The following is a 25,281-nucleotide window of genomic DNA, read 5'->3' as shown; positions in this document are numbered from 1 at the left end:
CCAGGGGGACGCCGAACAGGAGGGGGAACGAACCGACTCGGTCGGAGCCGGACCGGCGAGCGGTGCCGGAACCTACGTGACTGTAGGCTACGAATCCGTAGGTTACGAATCCGTAGGTTAAGTGTGGTGTAAAGATCGCTGATCAGGCCGCCTTGCCGACCGGACCGGGGCATGCCGAAGAGCCCCGGGACAGGCAGGTCCCAGGGCCGTCGGAGTGAACGATCACCCGATCAGGCGTACAGCTCCCGCAGACGCACCGAGAGACATGTCACACATCCCTCGAGCTTCTCGAACTCGCCGATGTCCACGGTGACCACCTCGTGGCCGAGGTCGGTGAGCAGTTCGGCCGTCTTCGGCGCGCTGGCCGCCATCAGCAGCTTGTGGCCGCCGAGCAGCACCACGTGGGCGCCGGCCTCCTCGGGCACCGACAGGAAGCCCGGGAACAGCGAAGGGCGGTCCACGTTGGGAATGTGTGCCAGCACCGTCCCGTCGGGCAGCGCCGTGACCGCCGACTTCAGATGCAGCACCTTGTTCACCGGAACGGGCACCACCCGCGCGCCCAGCGGCTCGAAGGCGGCCCGAAGCTGCTGGACCCCGGCCGCGTTGGTGCGGCCGCCCCGGCCGACGTAGACGGTGTCGCCGACCTTCAGGACGTCACCGCCGTCCAGCGTGCCCGGCTCCCATATCCAGTTGACCGAGCAGCCGAGCCGGGCCACGGCCTCCTCCACGCCGGCGGTCTCGTCGCGCCGGGACTCGGCGCCGGGCCGGGTGATCAACGCCACGTTCTTGTACATGACGACGGTGTCCTCGACGAACACCGAGTCCGGGCAGTCGTCGGCCGGATCCACCTCGATCGTCTCCCAGCCGTGCGTGCGCAGCGCGTCGACGTAGGCCTCCCACTGCTCGACCGCCAGTCCCACGTCGACCTTCTCCCGCCCGATGTGTGTCACCAGGCCTTCGGCGAGGCGCGGGCTGGGACGGCGGACGAGGGCCTTCTTGCTGGGCACGAGGGGTCTCCGTATCGGCGGGGCGGTCCGGCGCCCGTTTTCTGCGGCGCCGGTCCGCCATCATGCAGGGCGGCTGCGTGAGGACAAAACCATCGTTGTACTGCTGTGCCCCTCCTGAGCCGCGCCACGCGGGCTACGCGGGATCCTCCAGGGCCTGAAGGCCGGTCTCCTTCAGTTCCCCTTCTTCCAGCAGCAACCAGCGGGTGATGCCGAGCGACTGAAGGAAGGGCAGGTCGTGACTGGCCACGACCAGCGCGCCCTCGTACGACTCCAGGGCGGTCGTCAACTGGCGCACGCTCGCCATGTCCAGGTTGTTCGTCGGCTCGTCGAGTAGAAGCAGCTGCGGTGCCGGCTCGGCGAGCATCAGGGCCGCCAGGGCCGCCCGGAAGCGTTCCCCGCCGGAGAGCGTGCCCGCCTTCTGGTCGGCGTGGGCGCCCCGGAACAGGAAGCGGGCAAGCCGGGCCCGGACCCGGTTGTTCGTGGCGTCCGGCGCGAACCGGGCCACGTTCTCCGCGACGGTCAGCTCCTCGTCCAGGACGTCCAGTCGCTGCGGAAGGAACCGCAGCGGGACGTGCGCCCGCGCCTCGCCCGCCACCGGCTCCAGCTCCCCGGCGATCGTGCGCAGCAGGGTCGTCTTGCCAGCGCCGTTGCGCCCGACGAGGGCCACCCGCTCCGGGCCGCGCAGCTCGAAGGCGCCCTCGACCCGCGCCCCGTACGTCAGTTCCAGCTCCCGCAGGGTGAGGACGTCGCGGCCCGGCGGCACGGCCGTGTACGGCAGGTCGACGCGGATCTCGTCGTCGTCCCGTACGGCCTCCACCGCCTCGTCCAGCCTCTCCCTCGCCTCGGCGAGCTTCTCCTCGTGCATGATGCGGTGCTTGCCCGCGGACTCCTGGGCCGCGCGCTTGCGCGCCCCCATGACGATCTTCGGTTCGCGTTTGCTGTCCCACATCTTCTGCCCGTACCGCTTGCGGCGGGCCAGCTTCACCTGGGCGTCGGCCAGTTCCCGCTTCTGCTTGCGCAAGTCGGCCTCGGCGACGCGCACCATGCGTTCGGCCGCCTCCTGCTCGACGGCGAGGGCCTCCTCGTACGCCGTGAAGTTGCCGCCGTACCAGGTGATCTCCCCGGCGCGCAGGTCGGCGATCTGGTCGACCAGGTCGAGGAGTTCCCGGTCGTGGCTGACCACGATCAGCACGCCCGGCCAGGAGGTGACGGCCGCGTACAGCCGCCTGCGCGCGTACAGGTCGAGGTTGTTGGTGGGCTCGTCCAGCAGCAGCACCTCCGGGCGGCCGAGCAGCAGCGCGGCCAGCCGCAGCAGGACCGACTCGCCGCCCGAGACCTCGCCGACGCTGCGGTCGAGGCCCAGGTGACCGAGGCCCAGCTCGCCGAGGGTCGCCAGGGCGCGCTCCTCGACGTCCCAGTCGTCACCGAGGGCCTCGAAGTGCTCCTCGGCCGCGTCGCCCGCCTCGATGGCGTGCAGTGCGGCCCGCTTCGCGGCGATGCCGAGCGCCTCGTCCACGCGGAGCGCGGTGTCCAGGGTGACGTTCTGCGGCAGGTAACCGACCTCGCCCGCGACCCGGACGGCGCCGTCCGTCGGGGTGAGCTCACCCGCGACGAGCTTCAACAGGGTGGACTTTCCCGACCCGTTGGTGCCGACGAGTCCTGTGCGGCCGGGGCCGAAGGCGGCGTCGAGACCGTCGAAGACCGGGGTGCCGTCCGGCCAGGAGAAGGACAGGGACGTGACGGTGAGGGATGAAGACATACGGGCCTCGCGGTTGCTTGGTGCGGTCAGGGTGATCGCGTGTCGAGACACCGCGGGGCGGCAGCAGTGCAGCCGGACGAGGGGGAGCCCCTGTGCCGGAGGACGGCTCGGACGCCGAGGTCGCACGCGCGCATACCCACTTCGCGTGGGGCGCGGTGTCTCAGGACCTCAGACGAGCAACGTCCTTCTCCGATCGACGGCAACAGAAGCGCTGTACACCGTAGGAGAGCCGGTGGCCGCCGTCAACGGAATTACGGAGCGCCCCGAAGGCCGGTCGTGTTCATGGCGGATTCCTGCCAGAGCCTTGCCTGTCGCGGCTCGTTGAGTGGCGCTCATGACAGCCGCTCCCCAGCGCCGACACCGAGACCGATTACGCCGACGACCCGAAGTGCGTGGCCGACACCGAGCGGGCGGTCCTCGCGGCGGGCATGGTGGGCGGCAACATCGAGGACGCGCCGTACGGGCAGGAGAGAGGCTCGTCGCGGGCGACCGCGGAGCGGGCGAGCGAAGCGAGGTGGGGGTCCCACGGTCAGGGCGCTCGTCGACGGGGTCGACGGGCCCCTCAACGTGCTGGTGGGGCCGGGCGCGCCGCCGGTCGCGGAACTGGCCGCACTCGGCGTCGCCCGGGTGAGTGCCGGGTCGGGACCGGCGCAGGCGGCGTACGCCGTGGCCCGCCGCGCCGCGCGGGAGCTGCTGGACGCGGGGACCTACGGGGCACTGGCCGAGGGGATCGACCAAGGCGAGCTCAACGCACTGCTCGCCCGGTGGAACTAGCAGGCGTCGCGCATCAGCTCCGCGAGGTCGTGGTCCAGGTCGAGCTGGAGGTGCTCCAGGCCGGTGGGCACCAGGTCGTTCGTCGCCTGCAGGAAGCGGCGGATCTCACCGGTACGCACGTGTACGACGGCGGTGCCCTCGGGGGCGTGGAACTCCAGGACGGTGCGGTCGTACCCGTACGGCCGTATCCGTACGTCGCCGTGACCCTCGGGTGCCTGCATTCCCTCCGTCAGCAGCTCGCGGGCGAAGGTCCAGCAGACCTCGACGCCCTCCAGCGTGGCCGGGGCGGGGAACGTCATGCGGACGGCGAACGGGTCGCTCCGGTCGTAGCGCAGCGTGGCGGGAATGCTCGGCATACGCGGTGCTGCGGCGACGAGGCGGGCCTCGACGGGCTGCTCGATGACGGTGGACAACGCCTTGCTCCCTCGTGACGGCTGGACGGACTTCCGGTGCGAGACCGGGCACTGGAAGAGACGACGGAACGGGCCGCTCCGTGCACACGTATCGCTAGTGACCTCTGTCACCGCGTTCATGCATGCGTGCTCCGTGGCGGGCGGTCTGGACGGGGCCGGGCCGGTGGGCTAGCTTCGCCCGCCATGAGGCGCTCGGGGAACGCGGGACTGACGGGACGTAGGCAGCGGCGGCGTACAGGGGTGATGGCGGCGGGGGTGTGCGGGGTGGCGCTGGCCGCGCTGACCGTCGCACCCGCCGAGGCGCACCCACCGCGGCAGGGGGCGCCGCACTGGGCGCTCAAGGACACCGGGGCGCCGCAGGTGCGCTTCCGTGGACTGGCGGCCGTCAGCCGCCGCACCGCATGGCTGGCCGGCACCGGCGGCACCGTCCTGCGCACCACCGACGGCGGGACGAGCTGGCGGAACGTCTCGCCGTCCGGCGCGGCCGAGCTGCAGTTCCGGGACGTGGAGGCGTTCGACGCGCGGCGCGCGGTGGTGCTGGCCATCGGCGAGGGAGAGGCGTCCCGTGTCTACCGCACCGACGACGGCGGAGCGACCTGGACCGAGTCCTTCCGCAACACCGACCCCAAGGCGTTCTACGACTGCCTGGCCTTCTTCGACCGCCGACATGGCCTGGCCATGGGGGATCCGGTCGACGGAAAGTTCCGCATACTGTCGACCGCCGACGGCGGCCGCACCTGGCGGGTGCTGCCCGCCAAAGGCATGCCGGCCGCGCTGGACGGCGAGGCGGGGTTCGCGGCGAGCGGCCAGTGCCTGGTCACCTCCGGGCCCGAGGACGTCTGGTTGGCCACCGGCGGCGGCGCGCACGCGCGCGTGCTGCACTCCGCGGACCGCGGCCTGACCTGGACGGCCACCGACACGCCGATCCCGGCGGGCGACCCGGCGCGCGGCGTGTTCGCGCTCGCCTTCCGCGACCGCGCCCACGGCCTCGCGGTCGGCGGCGACTACCGCGCCGACCAGCCCTCACCTCAGGCCGCCGCGGTCACCAGGGACGGCGGACGCACCTGGCAGCCGGCGGCCACGCCCCCGCCCGCCTACCGCTCGGGCGCCGCCTGGCTCCCGCACAGCCGCACCGCCGCCCTCGCCGTCGGCCCCACCGGCACCGACGCCACCACGGACGGCGGCCGCACCTGGAGGACGCTGGACACCGGTTCGTACGACACCGTCGACTGCACCCCCGACCTGGGTTGCTGGGCGGCGGGGGAGAAGGGACGGGTGGCCCGGCTGGAGCGCTGATCCGCGCCGGGCATGCGATTTCGCGGACGGAACGGGTACTCGGTCCTCCTCATGAGAGAGGAGTGACCGACATGCCACGCGGTTCCAGCCCCAAGCGGGAACGTCAGTACGAGCACATCAAGGAGAGCGCGCAGGACCGTGGCGAGAGTGAAGGACGCGCCAAGGAGATCGCCGCGCGGACGGTGAACAAGGAACGTGCCCGCTCCGGTGAGTCGAAGACCGCCAGCCGCAGCTCCACGCAGGACATGTCGTCCGGCAAGCGCGGCGGTCAGCGCTCGGGCAACCGGGTCGGCTCCCACGGCCCGACCCGCGACCAGCTCTACAACGAGGCCAAGCAGCGCGGCATCGAGGGCCGTTCGCACATGAACAAGGACGAGCTGCAGCGCGCGCTGGACGCCAAGAAGGGATGACCGCGACGCTCAGCCGAGCGTCTGCCGGTGGCGTGCCAACTCCGGAGCCGTCTTCGTGGCGATGAACTCCGTGACGCGGTACGCGCAGACACCGGCGACGACGAACGGATCCCCCGCGACGATCTCCTCGATCCGCGCGCGGTCCTCCGCGACGGCGAGGATCACCCCGCCGTCGCGGGGGCTCTTGCGTCCGGAGGCCAGGAAGACACCCTTCTCGTACTGTTCGTCGAGCCAGGCGACGTGCGCCTCGAGAGCGGCGTCGACGGCCTCGAGCGGGGCGGTGTAGGTCAGCTCCAGTACGAACATGATTGCGAGCGTACCCCCGGAGCCGCGCTGCCCGCGGGCGGAGCCGTACGCTCGTCACCATCATGACGACCGTACGGATGCCCGCGGACTGGCCCGCGACCGAGAAACAGGCCCGCGCCGTCCAGGACGAATTGCGTGGGCGGGTGGTCCTGGACGAGCCCGGGCCGCGCCCCGGCACGGGCCGTGTGACCGGCGTCGACGTGGCCTACGACGACGAGAGGGACCTCGTCGCCGCGGCGGCCGTCGTCCTCGACGGGGCCACCCTGGAGGTGGTCGCCGAGGCGACGGCCGTCGGCCGCGTCCGCTTCCCGTACGTGCCCGGGCTGCTCGCCTTCCGGGAGATCCCGGCCGCCCTGGCCGCCCTCGACGCGCTGCCCTGCCCGCCGGGCGTGGTCGTCTGCGACGGCTATGGCCTCGCCCATCCGCGCCGCTTCGGCCTCGCCTGCCACCTCGGCGTGCTCACCGGGCTGCCGACGATCGGCGTCGCCAAGAACCCGTTCACCTTCACCTACGACGACCCGGCCCCCGCGCGCGGCAGCGGCTCCCCGCTTCTGGCGGGCACCGAGGAGGTCGGGCGCGCGCTGCGCACCCGGGACGCGGTCAAGCCGGTGTTCGTCTCCGTCGGCCACCGGATGAACCTGGACAACGCCTGCGCGCACACGCTGGCCCTGACCCCGGCCTACCGGATCCCGGAGACGACACGCCGGGCGGACGCGCTGTGCCGCCGCGCACTGCGCGAGGCGACCCGGGACGCCCGGTAAGCGCGGGGCCGGCCTGCCACGTACTCAGGGACCGGGTACGCCGTCTGAGTACGTGTACGGATGTGGCCGCCGACGACCGGCGGCAGGCTCTGCCGCATGACGACGCACCGCATGACGACACGCCGCTCCCCGAAGCCCCTGACCGACCCCGACCGGCCCGTCGAGCGCGCCGTGACGGCCGCTCTGGTCCTGTGCGTGCTCGCGGGCGTCGGGTGGATCGGCGGCATGCTGTACACGGTGCTCGGGTGGTCCCTGTGATCACCCCCGGCGAAGCCGCCTAGAAGGACGCGGCCACCCGGAACGTGATCCCCGCCGCGCGGAGCCGCTCCGTCAGCGCCTCGCCCATCGCCGCGGCCGTCGTGACCTGGCCGGCGGTCGGCGGCAGGTCGTCGAAGGCCAGGGACTGGGCCGCCTCGGCGAAGATCTTGGCGGTCTCGTCGTACCCCGGGTCGCCGCCCGAGACCTCCGTGAACACGCGCCGGCCCCCGCCCTCGCCGACGAAGCGGACCGAGAACCAGCTCTTCGCCCGCTTCTCGGCGCTCGGTCCCTCCCCGGGCCTGAGCCGGCCGGACAGCCAGCGCCGGGCGGGCGGCAGTTGGGCGGCGGCGGCGACCGCGCCCACGGCCGCGACGCCGCCCAGGGCGACGGGCAGCTGCCGCACCGCCGCGTAGTGCCGGTAGCGGAAGTCCGGGCCGTACCGGTCCAGGGCCTTCGCCGACCGGCGGACGATCTGCGGGTCGATGGTCGGCAGCGGCAGCGCCCAGGCACCGACCTCCCGGGCGAACCGCGGCGCACCCGCCGGCGCCGACACCCGGCGGGCCGGCAGCCGCGGCTCGTGCCGGCCGCGTTCCCGCGCGGCCGCCAGCATCTGCCGCCCGCGCGCGAACTGGTTCAGCGCCGAGGCGAGGGTGCCGCCGGAGAAGGCCGCGTCGACCGTCACGTAGCCGTCCACGGTCAACGGCACGCCCTCCGGCAGCCGGCGGACGGTGAAGTACGCCCCCAGGTCGTGCGGGACGGAGTCGAATCCGCAGGCGTGCACCAGCCGGGCGCCCGTCTCCCGCGCGCGGGCGTCGTGCCGGACGTACATCAGGTCCACGAACTCCGGCTCGCCCGTCAGGTCGAGGTAGTCGGCCCCGGTGTCCGCGCAGGCGGCGACCAGCGGCTCGCCGTACCGGATGTACGGGCCGACCGTCGAGGCAACCACACGCGCGTGCTCGGCCAGCCGGCGCAACGTGCCGGGATCCTCCACGTCGGCCTCGAGGACACCGACGTCCGCGCCGCCCGGCAGCCGCTCGCGCAGTTCCCGCAGCTTGCGCTCGCTGCGGCCGGCGATCGCCCAGCGCAGGTCGCCGGGCGCGTGTGCGGCGAGATACTCCGCGGTGAGCCTGCCGACGAAGCCCGTGGCTCCGAAGAGCACGATGTCGTAGGGACGGTCCGTCCTGTTCAGCCTGCTCATGACACCCCTTGGTCGCGCACCCCGCGCCGCTGGTCCTGAAACCCGCGCCGCTGTCGGTGGCTGAGGCTAGCGTGAGATCGCGGAGCCCGACGACCAGCCGGAGGCAGTGATGGCCAAGCGCTTGCTCGCCCGGGCCTTGTGTCCGGTGGAACGCGTTCTTAACATCAGCGGTGTTACAGCAGTGGTGTCATACGGACTGGGGGCGGCATGACCACCGCACAGACGCCAGGGCACGGCCCGCTCGCAGGTGTGCGCGTGGTCGAGCTGGCCGGCATCGGCCCCGGCCCGTTCGCCGCCATGCTCCTCGCCGACCTGGGCGCGGACGTGGTCCGCGTGGACCGCCCGGGCGGCACCTCGCTCGCCATGGACCCCGCGTACGACATCACCAACCGCAACAAGCGCTCGGTACTGATCGACCTGAAGTCCTCGGACGGCCCGGCCCGCGTCCTCGACCTGGCGGAACGGGCCGACATCCTCGTCGAGGGCTACCGCCCCGGCGTCGCCGAGCGCCTCGGCGTGGGCCCCGACGCCTGCCACGCCCGCAACCCGGCGCTGGTCTACGGCCGGATGACCGGCTGGGGCCAGGAGGGCCCGCTCGCCGGCCGCGCCGGTCACGACATCGCCTATCTGGCACCGACCGGTGTCCTCGGCATGATCGGCGACCCGGACGGGCCGCCGGCGGTCCCGGCCAACCTGCTCGGCGACTACGGGGGCGGCTCGCTCTACCTCGTCGTCGGCGTCCTCGCCGCCCTGCACCACGCGCGCGCGACCGGCACCGGCCAGGTCGTCGACGCCGCCATCGTCGACGGCGCCGCCCACCTCGCCACGATGATCCACGGCATGCTGGCCGCCGGCCGCTGGCAGGACCGGCGCCACGCCAACCTGCTGGACGGCGGCTGCCCGTACTACGGCACCTACGAGACCGCCGACGGCCGGTACATGGCGGTGGGCGCCCTCGAGCAGCAGTTCTACGACGAGTTCCTGCGGCTGCTCGACCTGACGGAACTGGCCCCGGCCCGGAAGGACTGGACGCGCTGGGGGGAGCTGCGCGAGAAGATCGCCGCCCGTTTCAAGTCCCGCACCAGGGACGAGTGGACCGCCCGTTTCGAGGGCACGGACGCGTGCGTGGCGCCCGTGCTGTCGCTGCGTGAGGCCGCGCAGCATCCGCACCTCGCCGCCCGGGGCACCTTCACCGGCCACGGCGGCATCACCCAGCCCGCGCCCGCGCCCCGCTTCTCCGCCACCCCCACGGCCGTCCGTACCGGCCCGGCCCGACCGGGCGCCGACACGGCCGCCGTGGCCCGGGACTGGGACCTGCCCGCGCATCCGCACCCCGACGACCTCGCCCGGGACGGCGACTGACCGCGCCCCCGGCCCACCACCCGCGAAAGGCACACAGTTGAGCACCGAAGCGTACGTGTACGACGCGATCCGCACCCCGCGCGGCCGCGGCAAGGCGAACGGCGCCCTGCACGGCACCAAGCCCATCGACCTGGTCGTCGGCCTCATCCACGAGCTCCGCGACCGCTTCCCGGGCCTCGACCCGGCCGCGATCGACGACATCGTCCTCGGCGTCGTCGGACCCGTCGGCGACCAGGGCTCGGACATCGCGCGGATCGCGGCGATCGCCGCCGGGCTGCCGGACACGGTGGCGGGCGTCCAGGAGAACCGCTTCTGCGCCTCCGGCCTTGAGGCGGTGAACATGGCCGCCGCCAAGGTCCGTTCCGGCTTCGAGGACCTGGTCCTCGCCGGCGGTGTGGAGTCCATGTCCCGGGTGCCGATGGCCTCGGACGGCGGCGCCTGGTTCAACGACCCGATGACCAACCTCGCCGTCAACTTCGTACCGCAGGGCATCGGCGCCGACCTGATCGCCACCATCGAGGGCTTCACCCGGCGCGACGTCGACGAGTACGCGGCACTGTCGCAGGAACGGGCCGCCACCGCCTGGAAGCAGGGCCGCTTCGACCGCTCGGTCGTCCCGGTCAAGGACCGCAGCGGCCTCGTCGTCCTCGATCACGACGAGCACCCGCGCCCGGGCACCACCGCCGACTCCCTCGCGAAGCTCAAGCCGTCCTTCGCGGACATCGGCGAGCTCGGCGGCTTCGACGCGGTCGCCCTGCAGAAGTACCACTGGGTGGAGAAGATCGACCACGTCCACCACGCGGGCAACTCCTCCGGCATCGTCGACGGCGCCTCGCTGGTCGCCATCGGCTCGAAGGAGGTGGGGGAGCGCCACGGCCTCACCCCGCGCGCGCGGATCGTCTCCGCCGCCGTCTCCGGCTCCGAGCCCACCATCATGCTCACCGGTCCCGCGCCCGCCACCCGCAAGGCACTCGCCAAGGCCGGGCTGACCATCGACGACATCGACCTCGTCGAGATCAACGAGGCCTTCGCGGCGGTCGTGCTGCGCTTCGTCAAGGACATGGGCCTGTCCCTGGACAAGGTCAACGTCAACGGCGGTGCCATCGCCCTCGGCCACCCCCTCGGTGCCACCGGGGCGATGATCCTCGGCACGCTCGTCGACGAACTCGAACGCCAGGACAAGCGGTACGGCCTCGCCACGCTGTGCGTCGGCGGCGGCATGGGCATCGCCACGATCCTCGAGCGCATCTGAACTCCCCGCGGATCACACGACTTCAACGAAAGTGACTGTCATGACCGAGAGCACCACCATCCGCTGGGAGCAGGACGACACCGGTGTCGTCACCCTCGTCCTGGACGACCCGAACCAGTCCGCCAACACCATGAACCAGGCGTTCCGTGACTCCCTGGCCGTCGTCGCCGACCGTCTGGAGGCCGAGAAGGACTCCGTCCGCGGCATCATCTTCACCTCGGCGAAGAAGACCTTCTTCGCCGGCGGCGACCTGCGCGACCTGATCCGGGTCACCCCCGAGACCGCTCAGGAGGTGTTCGACGGCGGCCTCGCCGTCAAGCGCGACCTGCGCCGCATCGAGACCCTGGGCAAGCCGGTCGTCGCGGCGATCAACGGCGCGGCCCTGGGCGGCGGTTACGAGATCGCCCTAGCCTGCCACCACCGCGTCGCCCTCGACGCGCCCGGCTCGAAGATCGGCTGCCCCGAGGTCACCCTCGGCCTGCTCCCCGGGGGCGGCGGCGTGGTCCGCACCGTACGCCTGCTCGGCATCGCCGACGCGCTCCTGAAGGTCCTGCTCCAGGGCACCCAGTACAGCCCGCGGCGCGCGCTGGAGAACGGCCTGGTCCACGACGTGGCCGCCACCCCCGAGGACCTCCTCGCCAAGGCCCGTGCCTTCATCGACGCCAACCCCGAGTCGCAGCAGCCCTGGGACAGGCCCGGCTACCGGATCCCCGGCGGCACACCGGCCAACCCCAAGTTCGCGGCCAACCTCCCCGCCTTCCCCGCCACCCTGCGCAAGCAGACGGGCGGCGCCCCCTACCCCGCCCCCCGGGGCATCCTCGCCGCGGCCGTCGAGGGCGCCCAGGTCGACTTCGAGACCGCCCAGGTCATCGAGGCCCGCTACTTCGTCGAACTGGCCGCCGGCCAGACCTCGAAGAACATGATCCAGGCCTTCTTCTTCGACCTCCAGGCCGTCAACTCCGGCGCCAACCGCCCGCAGGGCATCGAGCCCCGCAAGGTCCGCAAGGTGGCCGTCCTCGGCGCCGGGATGATGGGCGCGGGCATCGCCTACTCCTGCGCCCGCGCGGGGATCGAGGTCGTCCTGAAGGACGTCTCCCTGGAGGCGGCGGTCAAGGGCAAGGGCTACTCCGAGAAGCTGTGCGCCAAGGCCGTGGCGAAGGGCCGTACGACACAGGACAAGGCGGATGCAACTCTGGCCCGCATCACGCCGACCGCCGACGCGGCCGACCTGGCCGGCTGCGACGCGGTGATCGAGGCAGTCTTCGAGGACCCGGCGCTCAAGCACAAGGTGTTCCAGGAGATCGAGCACGTCGTCGCTCCGGACGCGCTGCTGTGCTCCAACACCTCCACCCTGCCCATCACCGTGCTCGCCGAGGGCGTCGAACGCCAGGGCGACTTCATCGGCCTGCACTTCTTCTCGCCCGTCGACAAGATGCCGCTGGTGGAGATCATCAAGGGCGAGCGGACCGGCGACGAGACCCTCGCGCGCGCCTTCGACCTGGTCCGGCAGATCAACAAGACGCCGATCGTGGTCAACGACTCGCGCGGCTTCTTCACCTCACGAGTCATCGGCCACTTCATCAACGAGGGCGTGGCGATGGTCGCGGAGGGCATCGAGCCCGCCTCCGTCGAGCAGGCCGCCGCGCAGGCCGGCTACCCGGCCAGGGTGCTGTCCCTGATGGACGAGCTGACCCTCACCCTGCCCCGCAAGATCCGTGACGCGGCGAAGCGGGCGGTCGAGGAGGCGGGCGGCACATGGACGGCGCACCCCGCCGAGGCGGTCATCGACCGCATGGTCGACGAGTTCGGCCGTACCGGCCGCAGCGGCGGGGCGGGCTTCTACGAGTACGGGGAGGACGGAAAGCGGGCCGGGCTGTGGCCGGGACTTCGGGAGCACTTCACGCGCGAGGGCGCCGGGATCCCGTTCGAGGACATGCAGGAACGCATGCTCTTCGCCGAGGCGCTGGACACTGTCCGCCTGCTGGAGGAGGGCGTCCTCACCTCGGTCGCGGACGCCAACATCGGCTCGATCCTCGGCATCGGCTTCCCCGGCTGGACCGGCGGTGTGCTGCAGTACATCAACGGTTACGAAGGCGGCCTGCCCGGATTCGTGGCACGCGCGCGTGAGCTCGCCGAGCGCTACGGCGAACGGTTCACCCCGCCCGCGCTGCTGGTGGCCAAGGCGGAGAAGGGCGAGCGGTTCACCGACCAGGCCCACTCATGACCGGGTGAGCCACTCTCCCAGCTCTTCCTTCAGCGACCGCTGGAACGTCGTCAGCAGCGCCTGCACCACCAGGGGATGCATGTGCGCGGACAGGGACTTCACGTCCCGGGCGGCGCGTTCGGCCACCTCGCCGCGCAGGAGCCGGGAGAGTTCGTGGGCGGCGGCGCGCGAGTGCTCGACGAGCACCTCGCGCGCCGCGAGGATCGCTTCCTGGGACAGCGGTACGTCCAGGAGCTGGACGCCGAGCCGAAGCAGCCCGGTGTCGACCCGGAACGTTTCGGCGCCATGGGAGTCATCGGCCCGGACGACACTCATGGCCGTCAGCCGCGCCACGTCCTCGTCCGTCAGCGGCCGTCCCGCCCGCCGTTCGAGCTCGCCCCGGGACACCGTCTCCTCCGTGTCCGGTGCCCAGGACGCCACCACCGCACGGTGGATGGCCAGGTCGTGCGGGGTGAGATCCGGTGGCAGCTGCCGCAGGTACCGCTCGATCGCGGCCAGGGTCATGCCCTGCTGCTGGAGTTCCTCGATCAGGGCCAGGCGCGCCAGGTGCCCGGGGCCGTAGCGTCCCACCCGGCGCGGGCCGATCACCGGCGGCGGCAGCAGCCCCCTGGTGGCGTAGAAGCGGACGGTGCGCACCGTGACGCCCGCCCGGGCGGCCAGCTCGTCGATGGTGAGGGCCGGCTCGCCGGCGCCGGCACCGGAGGCGTCCGTCTCGGCGTGGGTCGTCATGTTCAGCAGTATCGCTGTCTCACCAGTGCTGTGAAACATGTGGTGACCCATGTGGTGACCCTGTGAGAGCTGCCGCCCTGTGAGATGGGCCACCGCATATCGGGAGAACCGGTGGGGAAGCAGCAGCGTTGGTCTGTGCCGCGACACGAGGGTGGTGCGGGCCGAAGTCACGTTCGGACACCCGGGTCACGACTCCCGGGGGCACCAGAAAGTGGAACCACCCGTGAGCAAGGACGCCGTCCATTCGGCACAGGTCGCCGACCATCCCCGGGCGACCGGGACACCCGCGGACGCGGGTGACGCCGGCTACAGCAAGGACCTCAAGCACCGCCACGTCAACATGATCGCCATCGGCGGCGCCATCGGCACCGGACTATTCCTGGGCGCCGGCGGCCGCCTGCACAACGCGGGCCCCGCACTCGCCCTGGCCTACCTGGTCTGCGGCGTGTTCGCCTTCTTCGTCGTACGGGCCCTGGGGGAGCTGGTGCTCTACCGGCCCTCCTCCGGTTCGTTCGTGTCGTACGCGCGCGAGTTCCTCGGCGAGAAGGGCGCCTACGTCGCCGGCTGGATGTACTTCCTGAACTGGTCGACCACCGGCATCGCCGACATCACCGCGATCGCGCTGTACACGCATTACTGGAGCATGTTCACGTCGATTCCGCAGTGGGTGCTCGCCCTGATCGCGCTCGCGGTGGTGCTGGCCGTGAACCTGATCTCGGTGAAGATCTTCGGCGAGATGGAGTTCTGGTTCTCGATCATCAAGGTCGCCACCCTCGTCACCTTCATGCTGATCGGCATCTTCCTGCTGGTCACCCAGCACCCCGTCGACGGCCGTACCCCGGGCATGGGCGTGATCACGGACAACGGCGGAGTCCTGCCGCACGGCCTGATGCCGGTCGTCCTGGTCATGCAGGGCGTGATCTTCGCCTACGCCGCGCTGGAACTGGTCGGGGTCGCCGCGGGCGAGACCGCCGAGCCGGCGAAGGTCGTCCCGCGCGCGGTGAACTCGATCATGTGGCGGGTGGGCCTGTTCTACGTGGGCTCGGTCGTCCTGCTGGCCCTGCTGCTGCCGGGTTCGGTCTACTCCGGCGACGAGAGCCCCTTCGTGACGGTGCTGTCGAAGATCGGCGTCTCGGGCGCGGGCGACGTGATGAACCTGGTCGTGCTCACCGCCGCCATGTCCTCGCTGAACTCCGGCCTGTACTCCACCGGCCGCATCCTGCGCTCCATGGCCATGGCCGGCTCGGCGCCGAAGTTCACCGCCCGGATGAACCGCAGCCAGGTCCCCTACGGCGGCATCCTGCTGACCTGCGCCGTGTGCGTGGCCGGCGTCGTCCTGAACTACCTGGTGCCGAGCCAGGCCTTCGAGATCGTGCTGAACGTCGCCTCCCTCGGCATCATCAGCACCTGGGTGATCATCATGGTCAGCCACCTGGTCTTCGTCCGGCGGGCCCGGGAGGGCGAGGTCACCAGGCCGTCCTTCCGGCTGCCGTTCAGCCCGGTCACCGAGATCACCACGGTCGTCTTCCTGCTGGCCTGCCTCGGCATGATGTGGAACGACCCCGAGGTCGGCCGCAAGACCCTGCTGCTGATCCCGCTGATCGCCGTGGCTCTGGTCGGCGGCTGGTTCGGGGTGCGCCGCAGGGTCGCGCGGACGGCCGAGGGCGAGCCGGCCCGGTCCCCGGAGTAGCGGGCCACGGCCAGTGTCAGTGGCAGCCTCTACGGTGGCGTCATGTCGGGGATCAGGTATGTCCGGGGTGACGCCACCCTGCCGTCGGTCAAGGGCGTCAAGGTGATCGCCCATGTCTGCAACGACGTCGGGGGGTGGGGCAAGGGCTTCGTGCTGGCACTCTCCCGCCGCTGGCCGGAACCGGAGGCGGCGTACCGCGCCTGGCACCGCGACCGCGCGTCGAACGACTTCGGCCTGGGGGCGGTCCAGCTCGTCCGTGTCGAGCGGTACGTGTGGGTGGCCAACATGATCGGCCAGCGGGGCGTTCGGACGGGAAGCAAGGGCGTCCCGGTGCGCTATGAAGCGATCGACACGGCCCTGGGCCGCCTCGCGGACGAAGCGGCCGAACTCGGCGCGTCCGTGCACATGCCCCGCATAGGCTGCGGCCTCGCCGGCGGGAAGTGGCCCCGGATCGAGCCGCTGATCAGCGAGCGGCTGGTGAAGCGGGACATCGTGGTGACGGTGTACGACCACGGGGAGGGGCCGGACTGAGCAGGAGGGCCGCCGCCCCGGCCCTCGGCGGCCCGCCCCGGCCCTCGTGACCCCGGTCGGTCCGGGGCCGGCCCGGGACGCGGCGAGCACAGCCCCGGCCGGGCAGGCGGGGCAAGCTCCCGCCCCCGGCCAGGACCGCGTCAGTGCCCGTGGACGTCGTTCGTCGCCTCGATCTTCTTCCACGACTTCGGCTGTGCGGGCGCCGTCGGCTTCGCGATCGACGCGCTGCGCGCCGCGGACGCGGCCGGCTTCGACGGCTGGAACAGCCAGGTGTCGAAGAGGGCCGCGAGGGGCTTGCCGGAGACCCGCTCGGCGTACTTCTGGAAGTCGGCCACCGAGGCGTTGCCGTACGCGTGCTCCTTCGGCCAACCCTTGAGGATGGCGAAGAACGCGTCGTCGCCGACCTCGTTGCGAAGTGCCTGGACGGCGACGGCGCCCCGGTCGTAGACCGCGGTGTCGAACTGGTTGTCGGGACCCGGGTCACCGGGCGCGACCGTCCAGAACGCGTCGTCGGCCGGGTGCGAGGCGTACACGTAGTCCGCCAGTTCCTGCGTGGTGCCCTCACCCTCGTGCTCGGACCACAGCCACTGCGCGTACCGCGCGAAGCCCTCGTTGATCCAGATGTCCTTCCAGCCCTTCAGCGACACGGCGTCGCCGTACCACTGGTGCGCCAGCTCGTGCACCACCACCGAGGTGTTGGAGCCGCCCGCGAACTGCTTCGGGCTGTAGTACACGCGGGTCTGGGTCTCCAGCGCGTACCCGGTGGTGGTGTTCGGTACGTAACCGCCCGCCGAGGCGAACGGGTACGGCCCGAAGTAGCCGCTGAGCCAGTCCACCAGCTCACCGGTCCGTTCCACGCTCGCCCGCGCCGCCCCGTCGTTGTCGCCGAGGTCCTTGCTGTAGGCGTTGACGACGGGGACACCGCCCTCGGAGGTGCTGGTCGTGATGTCGAACTTGCCGACCGCGAGGGTGGCCAGATATGTCGCCTGCGGCTTGTTCTGCCGCCAGTTGTAGCGGGTCCAGCCGAGCTTCGAGCTCGTCGACTGCAGCGTGCCGTTCGAGATGGCCTGGGTACCGTCCGGCACCGCCACCGACACGTCGTAGGTGGCCTTGTCCAGCGGGTGGTCGTTGCTGGGGAACCACCACCAGGCGGCCTCGGGCTCGTCCGCGGCGACGGCGCCGTCCGGGGTGCGGTGCCAGGTCGAGAACCCGTAGGCGCTCTTCGCCGACGGCACCCCGCTGTAGCGGACCACGACCGTGATCGGCGTGCCCTTCGCCAGCGGTGTCTTCGGGGTGATCTCCAGCTCGTGCTGGCCGGAGGTGGCGAAGGCCGCCTTGGCGCCGTTGACCCTGACCTCGCTCACGTCCAGCAGGAAGTCCAGGTCGAACCGCGACAGGTCCTCGGTGGTCCGCGCCAGGATGGTCGCCGTGCCCTCCAGCTCGTCCGTCGCGGGCTGGTACTGCAGCCTCAGGTCGTAGTGGGAGACGTCGTAACCGCCGTTGCCGTAGTACGGGTAGTAGGGGTCGCCGATGCCGGGCGCGCCGGGGGCGTAGCTCGCGGCCGATGCCGGGATCGCCAGCAGCATGGAGGCCGCCGCGAGTACGCCCGGGGCGAGGATTCTGCGGTGCACGTCAGCTCCAAGTCGTAGGGTGACGACAGGTCTGTCCGGAGCCTATTCAGCCCCTGTGGCCCCTGACGTGTCCACAGCACCCCTTGTCACACGATCGCCATTCGGCCGTCACGAACCTTACGGCCACTCAGATGCACCCTTCTGCACGGCAGTTGACCGGGGTACCGTCCGCGCATGCCGAAACGCACGCGCTTCACGATCTGGAGATCGTTCGCGACAGCGGCCGTCGCCGTCCTCATGGCCGCCTACCTCACCCCGGCCGCGGCCCAGGCCGCCCGGGGCCCCAAGGAGAGCCGGCCGGTCTACTCCTACGCCGACGCCGTCCGTGAGTCCGTCTGGGTCGACACCGGCCTCGACGGCGACGGCGACGGGAGGACCGACCGCGTCGCCGCCGACATCGTCCGCCCCCGGGAGGCGGCACAGCAGCACCGCAAGGTGCCCGTCATCATGGACGCCAGCCCGTACTACTCCTGCTGCGGCCGCGGCAACGAGAGCCAGACGAAGACGTACGACGCGAGCGGCCACGTCGTCCGGATGCCGCTGTTCTACGACAACTACTTCGTGCCGCGCGGCTACGCCTTCGTCGGCGTCGACCTGGCCGGAACCAACCGCTCCGACGGCTGCGTCGACATCGGCGGCCGCAGCGACATCCAGTCCGCGAAGGCCGTCGTCGACTGGCTGAACGGCCGCGCCCGCGCCTACACCAGCCGCACCGGCACCGCCACGGTCAAGGCGACCTGGACCAACGGCCGCACCGGAATGATCGGCAAGAGCTGGGACGGCACCATTGCCAACGGCGTGGCCGCCACCGGCGTCGAGGGCCTGCGGACGATCGTGCCGATCAGCGCGATCTCCTCCTGGTACGACTACTACTTCGCCAAGGGCGCCCCGCTGTACGACTCCGGCCCCGACCAGCTGTCCGACGCGGTGGAGAGCGACGACGCCCACGCCAAGTGCGCCGCGGTGCAGCGGAAACTCGTCCACGGAGCGCCGCGCACCGGCGACTGGACCTCCCTGTGGACCGAGCGGGACTACGTCAAGGACGCGGCCGAGGTACGGGCGAGCGTCTTCCTCGTGCACGGCATGCAGGACCTCAACGTCCGCACCAAGCACTTCGGCCAGTGGTGGGACGCCCTCGCCAGGCACGGCGTGGAGCGCAAGATCTGGCTCTCCCAGACCGGCCACGTCGACCCCTTCGACTACCGGCGCGCCGACTGGGTCGAGACCCTGCACCGCTGGTTCGACCACGAACTCCTCGGCTACGCCAACGGCATCGACCGTGAGCCGATGGCGGACATCGAGCGCCACCCCGACCAGTGGGTCACCTCCAAAGCCTGGCCGCCGCGCACGACACAGGCCACCACCCTGCGCCCGGCACCCGGCTCCCAGGCGGGCGTCGGCACCCTCGGCCTGCGCAAGGGCTCGGGCAGCGAGACCTTCACCGACGATCCGCGACTGAGCGAGACCGACTGGGCCGCCCGGATCTCCGAGCCGACCCCCGAGAAGGCCGGTTTCCTCACCCGGCCGCTCACCCGCGACCTGCGCCTGTCCGGCTCGTCCAAGGTCACCGTCACCGCCACCCCGACCACCTCGACGGCCCACCTGTCCGCCGTCCTCGTCGACGTCGGCCCCGACACCATCCGGGACTACGCCGACGCGGCCGAGGGCATCACCACGCTCACGAACCGCACCTGCTGGGGCGAGAGCACCGCCGGGGACAGCGCCTGCTTCAAGGCGACGCGGGCGAAGACGGCGTCCGTCGGCTACACGGTCCTCAGCCGCGGCTGGGCCGACCTCGGCAATTACGCCTCCGACCTGAAGGGCCGCCCGCTCACCCCGGGCAAGGCGTACACCATCACCCTCGACCTCGCCGCCACCGACCACGTCGTGCCCAAGGGGCACCGCCTGGCGCTGATCGTCGCGGGCACGGACAGGGACCTCATCGACCCTCCGTCCACCACCCCGGCTCTCACCGTCGACCTGGCCCGTACGTCGGCCAGGGTGCCGCTGGTGGGCGGCGCCGCCGCGTTCGCCCGCGCCACCTCGGGCGGCACGTCCGCCGCGCCCGCGGCCACCGTCCTGGACGGCGTGCGGGCGCCGCGCACCGTCCGGCACCTGCCGGGAAGCTGACCGGTCCGGGCGGCCCGGCACACCGGCCCGGCCGCCCGGACGCGCACCAGCGGCGGAACACGCCCTGCGGTGCTCGGAGCTGTTTCGCCGCGGGAATACTCACGGCATGTCTGCCGCACACGCGACCTTCGGCCTGGCACCGGCGACACGCGCCGGCGGCATCCTCGCCGACGGCCGTCCCCGACCCCTCCGGGACTTCCTGGACTTCGTCGTCGACGGCCGTCCGCTGCTCGGCCGGCTCTCCGACCTCGACGCCGTCTCCCCACTCGCCTGCGACCTGCCGCCCGCGATCCTCACCGCGCGGGTCCGCGGCCTCCTGCTGGAGACCGGGGCGCCGCTCCCGGGCGGCCGGTACGTCATCTACGGTTGCCCCGAATGCGCGGACCTGGCGTGCGGCGCGGTCACCGCCGTCATCGAGCGGGACGGCGACGACTACGTCTGGCGGGACTTCGCCCGGCGGACGGACGACCACGCGGACCCCGGCTTCGGCGGCTGTCACGGCATCGGACCCTTCCGCTTCCACGGGCCCGAGTACCGCGCCGCCCTGCGCGCCCTGCTCCACGGCGGCGGCCCCGGCGACACACCCGGCCGCCGCGCCCTGCTGATCGGCGCCCGCGTCGGCCTCCTCGCCGGGCTCGCCGCCGCCCTGCGCACCACCGGCATCGGCGCCGACATCACCCCCGACATCGACGACGTACCCGCCGGGGAACTGCGCCCGTACGGTGCCGTCGCCTTCGGCCCCGCCGTCGGCGAGGACCAACGCGCCTGCGTGCGCCGGGCGTTCGAGCGCGCCGCTATCGAAGCGGCCTTCGTCGAGGGCCTCGCCCCGATCGTCCCGCTCCTGGCCGCACAGGTCGAGCACGCCCTCGACCGCGGCCCGGCCGGCCGGCCCAGCCTGACCCGTCTGGTGGCCTCGCACAGCGAGGCGGACGTGCGGATCGCCGCGGTCTGCCGGGTGCGCCTGACCGCGTACCGCCTCGACCGGCTCTCCCGCGCCCGCGCCGTGGACGTCTTCCACGGTCTGCTCGAACCCGGACGGCACCACATCGCCCTGGACGCCAAGGCGGTCAGGGGCCGGGCCTTCGTGGTCGCCCGGACCTCCGGGAGCGTGCTGGTGGCGGCGGTGACGCGCTGAGAAACCCGGCTGAGCGACGAGCGGCCCGGCCGTTAGGATCGGCGCCTGATGACTGCCACCCTCGTCGCCAAGAACCTCGCCGCCGGGCACGGCGACCGCTCGCTCTTCTCCGGCCTCGACCTCGTCGTGGCCCCCGGGGACGTGATCGGGCTGGTCGGTGCCAACGGCGCGGGCAAGTCCACGCTGCTGACCATGCTCGCCGGACTGGCCGTGCCGGAGGAGGGCGAGCTCAGGCTCTCCCCGCCGACCGCGACCGTCGGACACCTCCCGCAGGAGCCGGAACGCCGCCCCGGCGAGACCGTGCGGGAGTTCCTGGCCCGCCGCACCGGCGTCGCCGAGGCCCAGCGCACCATGGACCAGGCCACCGAGGCACTGGTCGAGGGTGCCCCCGGCGCCGACGACGCCTACGCGGCGAGCCTGGAGCGCTGGCTCGGCCTCGGCGGCGCCGACCTGGAGGAGCGGGCGGAGGAGGTCGCCGACTCCCTGGGCCTCGCCGTGGACCTGGACCAGCCGATGACCTCCCTCTCCGGCGGCCAGGCGGCCCGCGCCGGTCTCGCCTCGCTGCTGCTCTCCCGCTACGACGTCTTCCTGCTCGACGAACCCACCAACGACCTCGACCTCGACGGCCTGGAGCGCCTCGAACGCTTCGTCACCGGACTGCGCGTCGGCACCGTCGTCGTCAGCCACGACCGCGAGTTCCTCACCCGAACGGTCACCAAGGTCCTCGAACTCGACCTCGCGCAGCGGCGGATCAACCTCTACGGCGGCGGCTACGAGGGCTACCTGGAGGAACGCGAGACGGCCCGCCGGCACGCCCGGGAGGACTACGAGGAGTACGCCGACAAGAAGGCGGCCCTCCAGGACCGGGCGCAGACGCAGCGCGCCTGGATGGACAAGGGTGTGAAGAACGCGCGCCGCAAGGCGGGCAACGACAACGACAAGATCGGCCGCAAGTTCCGCAGCGAGGCCAGTGAGAAGCAGGCCGCGAAGGCCCGCCAGACCCAGCGCATGATCGAGCGCCTCGAGGTCGTCGAGGAGCCGCGCAAGGAGTGGGAGCTGCGCATGGAGATCGCGGCGGCCCCGCGATCCGGCGCGGTGGTGGCCACCCTGCGGGACGCGGAGGTACGCCGCGGGGACTTCACCTTCGGCCCGGTCTCCCTGCAGATCGACTGGGCGGACCGGGTGGCGGTCACCGGGGCTAACGGCGCGGGCAAGTCGACCCTGCTCGGCGCGCTGCTCGGCCGGATCCCCCTGGACGCCGGGCACGCCGCGCTCGGCTCGGGCGTACTGGTCGGCGAGGTCGACCAGGCCCGCGGGCTGTTCCACGGCCCCCAGAGCCTGCTGGACGCCTTCTGCGCGGCCGTCCCCGACACCGAACCGGTCGAGGTGCGCACCCTGCTCGCCAAGTTCGGCCTGAAGTCGGACCACGTACTGCGCCCGGCCGGGAACCTCTCACCGGGCGAACGCACCCGGGCCGCCCTGGCCCTGCTCCAGGGCCGCGGCGTCAACCTCCTCGTCCTCGACGAGCCGACCAACCACCTCGACCTGCCCGCCATCGAACAACTCGAATCGGCCCTCGACGCCTACGAGGGCACACTCCTGCTGGTCACCCACGACCGGCGGATGCTCGACGCGGTACGCGTGACCCGCCGCCTGGAGGTCGCGGCCGGCAAGGTGACGGAGCGCTGAGCCCTCAGGAACGACGGCGGCCGGGGGCCGGGCGCTCCTGAGGAGGCCCGGCCCCTGTTGCTCAGCGCCGCCCGCCCTTGGGGTCGACCAGGCCCGCGCGCCGCAGCGCGTCGGCCATCGCGCTGTTCGCGGGCGGGGGAGCCTGACGGGAGCCGCCGCCCTGACCGCCGCGGGGCTGGCGCTGCTGCGGCGGGCGTCCGCCCCGCTGCCGCCGCTCGCCGCCGCCCTGCTGCCGCTCCTGCGGGGCCGCCTCATCGTCCAGGCGCAGGGTGAGCGAGATCCGCTTGCGCGGGATGTCCACGTCGAGGACCTTCACCTTGACGATGTCCCCGGGCTTCACGACATCCCGCGGGTCCTTCACGAACGTCCTCGACATCGCGGAGACGTGCACCAGGCCGTCCTGGTGGACGCCGACGTCGACGAACGCCCCGAAGGCCGCCACGTTCGTCACGACGCCCTCCAGGACCATCCCGGAGGCAAGGTCGGAGATCTTCTCCACACCCTCCTTGAAGGTGGCCGTCTTGAAGGCCGGACGCGGGTCACGCCCCGGTTTCTCCAGTTCCTTCAGGATGTCGGTGACGGTCGGCAGACCGAAGGTGTCGTCGACGAAGTCGGCCGGCCGCAGCGACCGCAGCACGCCGGTGTTGCCGACGAGGGAGGCGACCTCCTGCCCCGTCGTCTTCACCATGCGGCGCACGACCGGGTAGGCCTCCGGGTGCACGCTGGAGGCGTCCAGCGGGTCGTCGCCGCCCCGGATGCGGAGGAAGCCCGCGCACTGCTCGTACGCCTTCGGGCCCAGCCGCGCCACCTTCTTGAGCTCCGAGCGGGACTTGAACGGCCCGTTCGCGTCCCGGTGCGCCACGATGTTCTCGGCGAGGCCGGAGGTGACCCCGGACACCCGCGCGAGCAGCGGCACGGAGGCGGTGTTGACGTCCACACCGACGCCGTTCACACAGTCCTCGACCACCGCGTCCAGCGAGCGGGACAGCTTCACCTCGGACAGGTCGTGCTGGTACTGGCCGACACCGATCGACTTGGGATCGATCTTGACCAGTTCGGCCAGCGGATCCTGCAGCCGGCGCGCGATGGAGACGGCGCCGCGCAGGGACACGTCCATGTCGGGCAGCTCCTGCGAGGCGAACGCCGACGCCGAGTACACGGACGCGCCCGCCTCGGACACCATCACCTTGGTGAGCTTCAGCTCGGGGTGCTTGGCGATGAGCTCCCCGGCGAGCTTGTCGGTCTCCCGGGACGCCGTGCCGTTGCCGATCGCGATCAGCTCGACCGCGTGCTCCTTCGCCAGCCGGGCGAGCTTCGCGAGGGCCTCGTCCCACTTGTTGGCCGGGACGTGCGGGTAGATCACGTCGGTGGCCACCACCTTGCCGGTCGCGTCGACCACGGCCACCTTCACGCCCGTACGGAACCCCGGGTCCAGGCCCAGCGTCGCGCGGGTGCCCGCCGGTGCGGCGAGCAGCAGGTCGCGCAGGTTGGCCGCGAACACGTTCACCGCCTCGTCCTCGGCGGCCGTGCGCAGCCTCAGGCGCAGATCGATGCCGAGGTGCACGAGAATGCGGGTGCGCCAGGCCCAGCGGACCGTGTCGCCCAGCCACTTGTCGCCGGGGCGGCCCCGGTCGGCGATGCCGAAGCGGTGGGCGACGATCCCCTCGTACGACGAAGGGCCGTCCGTCTGTTCCTCCGGCTCCAGGACGAGATCCAGGACCTCCTCCTTCTCGCCGCGCAGCATGGCGAGGATCCGGTGCGAGGGCAGCTCGGTGAAGGGCTCGGCGAAGTCGAAGTAGTCGGCGAACTTCGCCCCCGCCTCCTCCTTGCCCTCCCGCACCTTGGCGGCGAGCCGCCCGCGCACCCACATCCGCTCACGCAGCTCACCGATCAGGTCGGCGTCCTCGGAGAACCGCTCGGTGAGGATCGCGCGGGCGCCGTCGAGGGCCGCCTGGGGGTCGGCGACACCCTTGTCGGCGTCGACGAACGCGGCGGCCGCCGCGAGGGGCTCCACCGTCGGGTCGCCGAGCAGCCCCTCGGCGAGCGGTTCGAGTCCCGCCTCGCGGGCGATCTGCGCCTTGGTGCGCCGCTTGGGCTTGTAGGGGAGGTAGATGTCCTCCAGACGTGCCTTGGTCTCGGCGCCCCGGATCCGGGCTTCCAGCTCCTCGGTGAGCTTGCCCTGCTCGCGCACCGATTCCAGGATCGCCGTCCGCCGCTCCTCGAGCTCCCGCAGATAGCGCAGCCGCTCCTCGATCGTGCGCAGTTGCGCGTCGTCGAGCATCTCGGTCGCTTCCTTGCGGTAGCGGGCGATGAAGGGCACCGTCGAACCGCCGTCCAGCAGTTCGACCGCGGCCTTCACCTGCCGCTCCCGTACGCCGAGCTCCTCGGCGATCCTGCCTTCGATGGATCCTGCTTCGATGGATCCGGGTGTCGTCACGATCCCGTACCGCCTTCTCCACTGAGGTTGCGCGGCAATTGTGGCAGGTCGCACCGACAACCGGGGATCAGGGCGGCATCCCGGCGGGGCGCCGGGCCTGTCTCAGGCCCGGCCGCCGCGCGCCGAGGCGGAGGCTCCGCCGAAGAGCCGGGCCACGGCCCGGAACGGCAGCGTCACCACCGTGGCGATCGCCCCGCCGATCTGGCGCAGTACGTCTGCGATGGCACGGAACACGGACAGCTCCTTTCCTCGGGCCGGCCGCTCCGGCCGGCAGGAGACGGGTACCTCA

At 72.1% G+C, this 25,281-nt stretch carries 21 protein-coding genes and 1 pseudogene; 13 read left to right on the top strand and 9 right to left on the bottom strand.

Translation table 11 applies throughout. The features are described from left to right. Positions 1–230 precede the first annotated feature (230 nt). Positions 231–1,007 (bottom strand): dimethylargininase, encoded by a 777-nt coding sequence (gene ddaH, locus ACFYZQ_RS27930; protein ID WP_389153221.1) that lies wholly within the window; start codon positions 1,005–1,007, stop codon positions 231–233. Between the two features lie 133 nt (positions 1,008–1,140). After that, a complete protein-coding gene (locus tag ACFYZQ_RS27925; protein ID WP_389153218.1) occupies positions 1,141–2,766 on the bottom strand; it encodes an ABC-F family ATP-binding cassette domain-containing protein in 1,626 nt (541 codons plus the stop codon). A gap of 350 nt (positions 2,767–3,116) precedes the next feature. Between ACFYZQ_RS27925 and ACFYZQ_RS27920 the strand changes: the two are divergent. Further along, positions 3,117–3,540, top strand: a pseudogene (locus tag ACFYZQ_RS27920) (isocitrate lyase/phosphoenolpyruvate mutase family protein); the annotation flags it as partial. Here ACFYZQ_RS27920 and ACFYZQ_RS27915 read toward each other — a convergent pair. Beyond that, on the bottom strand, positions 3,537–3,953 hold the full coding sequence (locus tag ACFYZQ_RS27915) for an SsgA family sporulation/cell division regulator (protein WP_389153215.1): 417 nt from the start codon (positions 3,951–3,953) through the stop codon (positions 3,537–3,539). The pseudogene ACFYZQ_RS27920 and the gene ACFYZQ_RS27915 overlap by 4 nt on opposite strands. A 243-nt stretch (positions 3,954–4,196) precedes the next feature. Here ACFYZQ_RS27915 and ACFYZQ_RS27910 point away from each other — a divergent pair, with 243 nt between their 5' ends. Next, positions 4,197–5,249 (top strand): WD40/YVTN/BNR-like repeat-containing protein, encoded by a 1,053-nt coding sequence (locus ACFYZQ_RS27910; RefSeq protein WP_389153881.1) that lies wholly within the window; start codon positions 4,197–4,199, stop codon positions 5,247–5,249. A 71-nt stretch (positions 5,250–5,320) separates the two neighbouring features. Next, the gene (locus ACFYZQ_RS27905; RefSeq protein WP_388797185.1) at positions 5,321–5,659 is read left to right on the top strand and encodes a plasmid stabilization protein; all 339 of its coding nucleotides are present in this window, start codon (positions 5,321–5,323) and stop codon (positions 5,657–5,659) included. Positions 5,660–5,668: 9 nt separating this feature from the next. On the opposite strand, the gene ACFYZQ_RS27900 is transcribed toward ACFYZQ_RS27905, so the two are convergent. Next, positions 5,669–5,965 (bottom strand): YciI family protein, encoded by a 297-nt coding sequence (locus tag ACFYZQ_RS27900; RefSeq protein ID WP_389153212.1) that lies wholly within the window; start codon positions 5,963–5,965, stop codon positions 5,669–5,671. Between the two features lie 62 nt (positions 5,966–6,027). Between ACFYZQ_RS27900 and ACFYZQ_RS27895 the strand changes: the two genes are divergently transcribed. Then, positions 6,028–6,726, top strand: a complete 699-nt coding sequence (locus ACFYZQ_RS27895; RefSeq protein WP_389153209.1) for an endonuclease V — start codon at positions 6,028–6,030, stop codon at positions 6,724–6,726. A 111-nt stretch (positions 6,727–6,837) separates the two neighbouring features. Continuing rightward, positions 6,838–6,984 (top strand): morphogenic membrane protein MmpA, encoded by a 147-nt coding sequence (mmpA, locus tag ACFYZQ_RS27890; RefSeq protein ID WP_389153878.1) that lies wholly within the window; start codon positions 6,838–6,840, stop codon positions 6,982–6,984. A 19-nt stretch (positions 6,985–7,003) separates the two neighbouring features. Here the strand turns inward: mmpA and ACFYZQ_RS27885 are convergent, their stop codons facing one another. Then, complete coding sequence (locus ACFYZQ_RS27885; protein ID WP_389153206.1) at positions 7,004–8,182, bottom strand: saccharopine dehydrogenase family protein; 1,179 nt, start codon at positions 8,180–8,182, stop codon at positions 7,004–7,006. A 207-nt stretch (positions 8,183–8,389) separates the two neighbouring features. On the opposite strand from ACFYZQ_RS27885, the gene ACFYZQ_RS27880 reads away from it, so the two are divergent. From ACFYZQ_RS27880 to ACFYZQ_RS27870, 3 genes are read left to right on the top strand one after another with little or no spacing between them, the layout of a single operon-like run. Continuing rightward, complete coding sequence (locus ACFYZQ_RS27880; protein ID WP_389153203.1) at positions 8,390–9,544, top strand: CaiB/BaiF CoA transferase family protein; 1,155 nt, start codon at positions 8,390–8,392, stop codon at positions 9,542–9,544. A gap of 37 nt (positions 9,545–9,581) precedes the next feature. Continuing rightward, positions 9,582–10,796: an acetyl-CoA C-acetyltransferase gene (locus ACFYZQ_RS27875; RefSeq protein ID WP_389153200.1), complete on the top strand. Its 1,215-nt coding sequence runs from the start codon at positions 9,582–9,584 to the stop codon at positions 10,794–10,796. 40 nt (positions 10,797–10,836) lie between these two features. After that, positions 10,837–13,020 (top strand): 3-hydroxyacyl-CoA dehydrogenase NAD-binding domain-containing protein, encoded by a 2,184-nt coding sequence (locus ACFYZQ_RS27870; protein WP_389153197.1) that lies wholly within the window; start codon positions 10,837–10,839, stop codon positions 13,018–13,020. Here the strand turns inward: ACFYZQ_RS27870 and ACFYZQ_RS27865 are convergent. Beyond that, a complete protein-coding gene (locus ACFYZQ_RS27865) occupies positions 13,015–13,749 on the bottom strand; it encodes a MerR family transcriptional regulator (protein ID WP_389153194.1) in 735 nt (244 codons plus the stop codon). The genes ACFYZQ_RS27870 and ACFYZQ_RS27865 overlap by 6 nt on opposite strands. 223 nt (positions 13,750–13,972) lie before the next feature. Here ACFYZQ_RS27865 and ACFYZQ_RS27860 point away from each other — a divergent pair, with 223 nt between their 5' ends. Then, the gene (locus tag ACFYZQ_RS27860; RefSeq protein ID WP_389153191.1) at positions 13,973–15,439 is read left to right on the top strand and encodes an amino acid permease; all 1,467 of its coding nucleotides are present in this window, start codon (positions 13,973–13,975) and stop codon (positions 15,437–15,439) included. A gap of 42 nt (positions 15,440–15,481) precedes the next feature. Further along, entirely contained in the window at positions 15,482–15,970 is a 489-nt protein-coding gene (locus ACFYZQ_RS27855; RefSeq protein ID WP_389153188.1) for a macro domain-containing protein, read from the top strand. A gap of 140 nt (positions 15,971–16,110) precedes the next feature. On the opposite strand, the gene ACFYZQ_RS27850 is transcribed toward ACFYZQ_RS27855, so the two are convergent. Beyond that, the gene (locus ACFYZQ_RS27850; RefSeq protein WP_389153185.1) at positions 16,111–17,601 is read right to left on the bottom strand and encodes a M1 family metallopeptidase; all 1,491 of its coding nucleotides are present in this window, start codon (positions 17,599–17,601) and stop codon (positions 16,111–16,113) included. A 174-nt stretch (positions 17,602–17,775) separates the two neighbouring features. Here ACFYZQ_RS27850 and ACFYZQ_RS27845 point away from each other — a divergent pair, with 174 nt between their 5' ends. The 3 genes from ACFYZQ_RS27845 to ACFYZQ_RS27835 all read left to right on the top strand — a co-directional run bounded on the left by ACFYZQ_RS27845 (position 17,776) and on the right by ACFYZQ_RS27835 (position 22,555). After that, a complete protein-coding gene (locus tag ACFYZQ_RS27845) occupies positions 17,776–19,731 on the top strand; it encodes a Xaa-Pro dipeptidyl-peptidase (RefSeq protein ID WP_389153182.1) in 1,956 nt (651 codons plus the stop codon). Positions 19,732–19,837: 106 nt separating this feature from the next. Further along, entirely contained in the window at positions 19,838–20,866 is a 1,029-nt protein-coding gene (locus ACFYZQ_RS27840) for an oxidoreductase (protein ID WP_389153179.1), read from the top strand. A 48-nt stretch (positions 20,867–20,914) separates the two neighbouring features. Beyond that, positions 20,915–22,555, top strand: coding sequence for an ABC-F family ATP-binding cassette domain-containing protein (locus tag ACFYZQ_RS27835; RefSeq protein WP_389153176.1), 1,641 nt, complete (start codon positions 20,915–20,917; stop codon positions 22,553–22,555). 61 nt (positions 22,556–22,616) lie between these two features. On the opposite strand, the gene ACFYZQ_RS27830 is transcribed toward ACFYZQ_RS27835, so the two are convergent. Both ACFYZQ_RS27830 and ACFYZQ_RS27825 read right to left on the bottom strand, forming a co-directional pair. Continuing rightward, positions 22,617–24,992 (bottom strand): Tex family protein, encoded by a 2,376-nt coding sequence (locus ACFYZQ_RS27830; protein ID WP_389153173.1) that lies wholly within the window; start codon positions 24,990–24,992, stop codon positions 22,617–22,619. 102 nt (positions 24,993–25,094) lie between these two features. Continuing rightward, entirely contained in the window at positions 25,095–25,226 is a 132-nt protein-coding gene (locus ACFYZQ_RS27825) for an LPFR motif small protein (protein WP_389153170.1), read from the bottom strand. Positions 25,227–25,281 lie beyond the last annotated feature (55 nt).

Source organism: Streptomyces sp. NPDC001843, from assembly GCF_042891955.1.
In the GTDB taxonomy this organism is placed as follows: Bacteria; Actinomycetota; Actinomycetes; order Streptomycetales; family Streptomycetaceae; genus Streptomyces.
Note: the sequence above shows the minus strand (reverse complement) of the source record. Positions and strands in the feature narration are given on the sequence as shown.

What these genes read in the sequence shown, in the direction of transcription:
- ACFYZQ_RS27865 (WP_389153194.1), bottom strand. Translation starts at nt 13,749, where the DNA reads ATGACGACCCACGCCGAGACGGACGCCTCCGGTGCCGGCGCCGGCGAG.
- mmpA (WP_389153878.1), top strand. Translation starts at nt 6,838, where the DNA reads ATGACGACACGCCGCTCCCCGAAGCCCCTGACCGACCCCGACCGGCCC.
- ACFYZQ_RS27845 (WP_389153182.1), top strand. Translation starts at nt 17,776, where the DNA reads ATGCCGAAACGCACGCGCTTCACGATCTGGAGATCGTTCGCGACAGCG.
- ACFYZQ_RS27880 (WP_389153203.1), top strand. Translation starts at nt 8,390, where the DNA reads ATGACCACCGCACAGACGCCAGGGCACGGCCCGCTCGCAGGTGTGCGC.
- ACFYZQ_RS27835 (WP_389153176.1), top strand. Translation starts at nt 20,915, where the DNA reads ATGACTGCCACCCTCGTCGCCAAGAACCTCGCCGCCGGGCACGGCGAC.
- ACFYZQ_RS27885 (WP_389153206.1), bottom strand. Translation starts at nt 8,182, where the DNA reads ATGAGCAGGCTGAACAGGACGGACCGTCCCTACGACATCGTGCTCTTC.
- ACFYZQ_RS27870 (WP_389153197.1), top strand. Translation starts at nt 10,837, where the DNA reads ATGACCGAGAGCACCACCATCCGCTGGGAGCAGGACGACACCGGTGTC.
- ACFYZQ_RS27840 (WP_389153179.1), top strand. Translation starts at nt 19,838, where the DNA reads ATGTCTGCCGCACACGCGACCTTCGGCCTGGCACCGGCGACACGCGCC.
- ACFYZQ_RS27900 (WP_389153212.1), bottom strand. Translation starts at nt 5,965, where the DNA reads ATGTTCGTACTGGAGCTGACCTACACCGCCCCGCTCGAGGCCGTCGAC.
- ACFYZQ_RS27910 (WP_389153881.1), top strand. Translation starts at nt 4,197, where the DNA reads ATGGCGGCGGGGGTGTGCGGGGTGGCGCTGGCCGCGCTGACCGTCGCA.
- ACFYZQ_RS27855 (WP_389153188.1), top strand. Translation starts at nt 15,482, where the DNA reads ATGTCGGGGATCAGGTATGTCCGGGGTGACGCCACCCTGCCGTCGGTC.
- ACFYZQ_RS27925 (WP_389153218.1), bottom strand. Translation starts at nt 2,766, where the DNA reads ATGTCTTCATCCCTCACCGTCACGTCCCTGTCCTTCTCCTGGCCGGAC.
- ACFYZQ_RS27905 (WP_388797185.1), top strand. Translation starts at nt 5,321, where the DNA reads ATGCCACGCGGTTCCAGCCCCAAGCGGGAACGTCAGTACGAGCACATC.
- ACFYZQ_RS27895 (WP_389153209.1), top strand. Translation starts at nt 6,028, where the DNA reads ATGACGACCGTACGGATGCCCGCGGACTGGCCCGCGACCGAGAAACAG.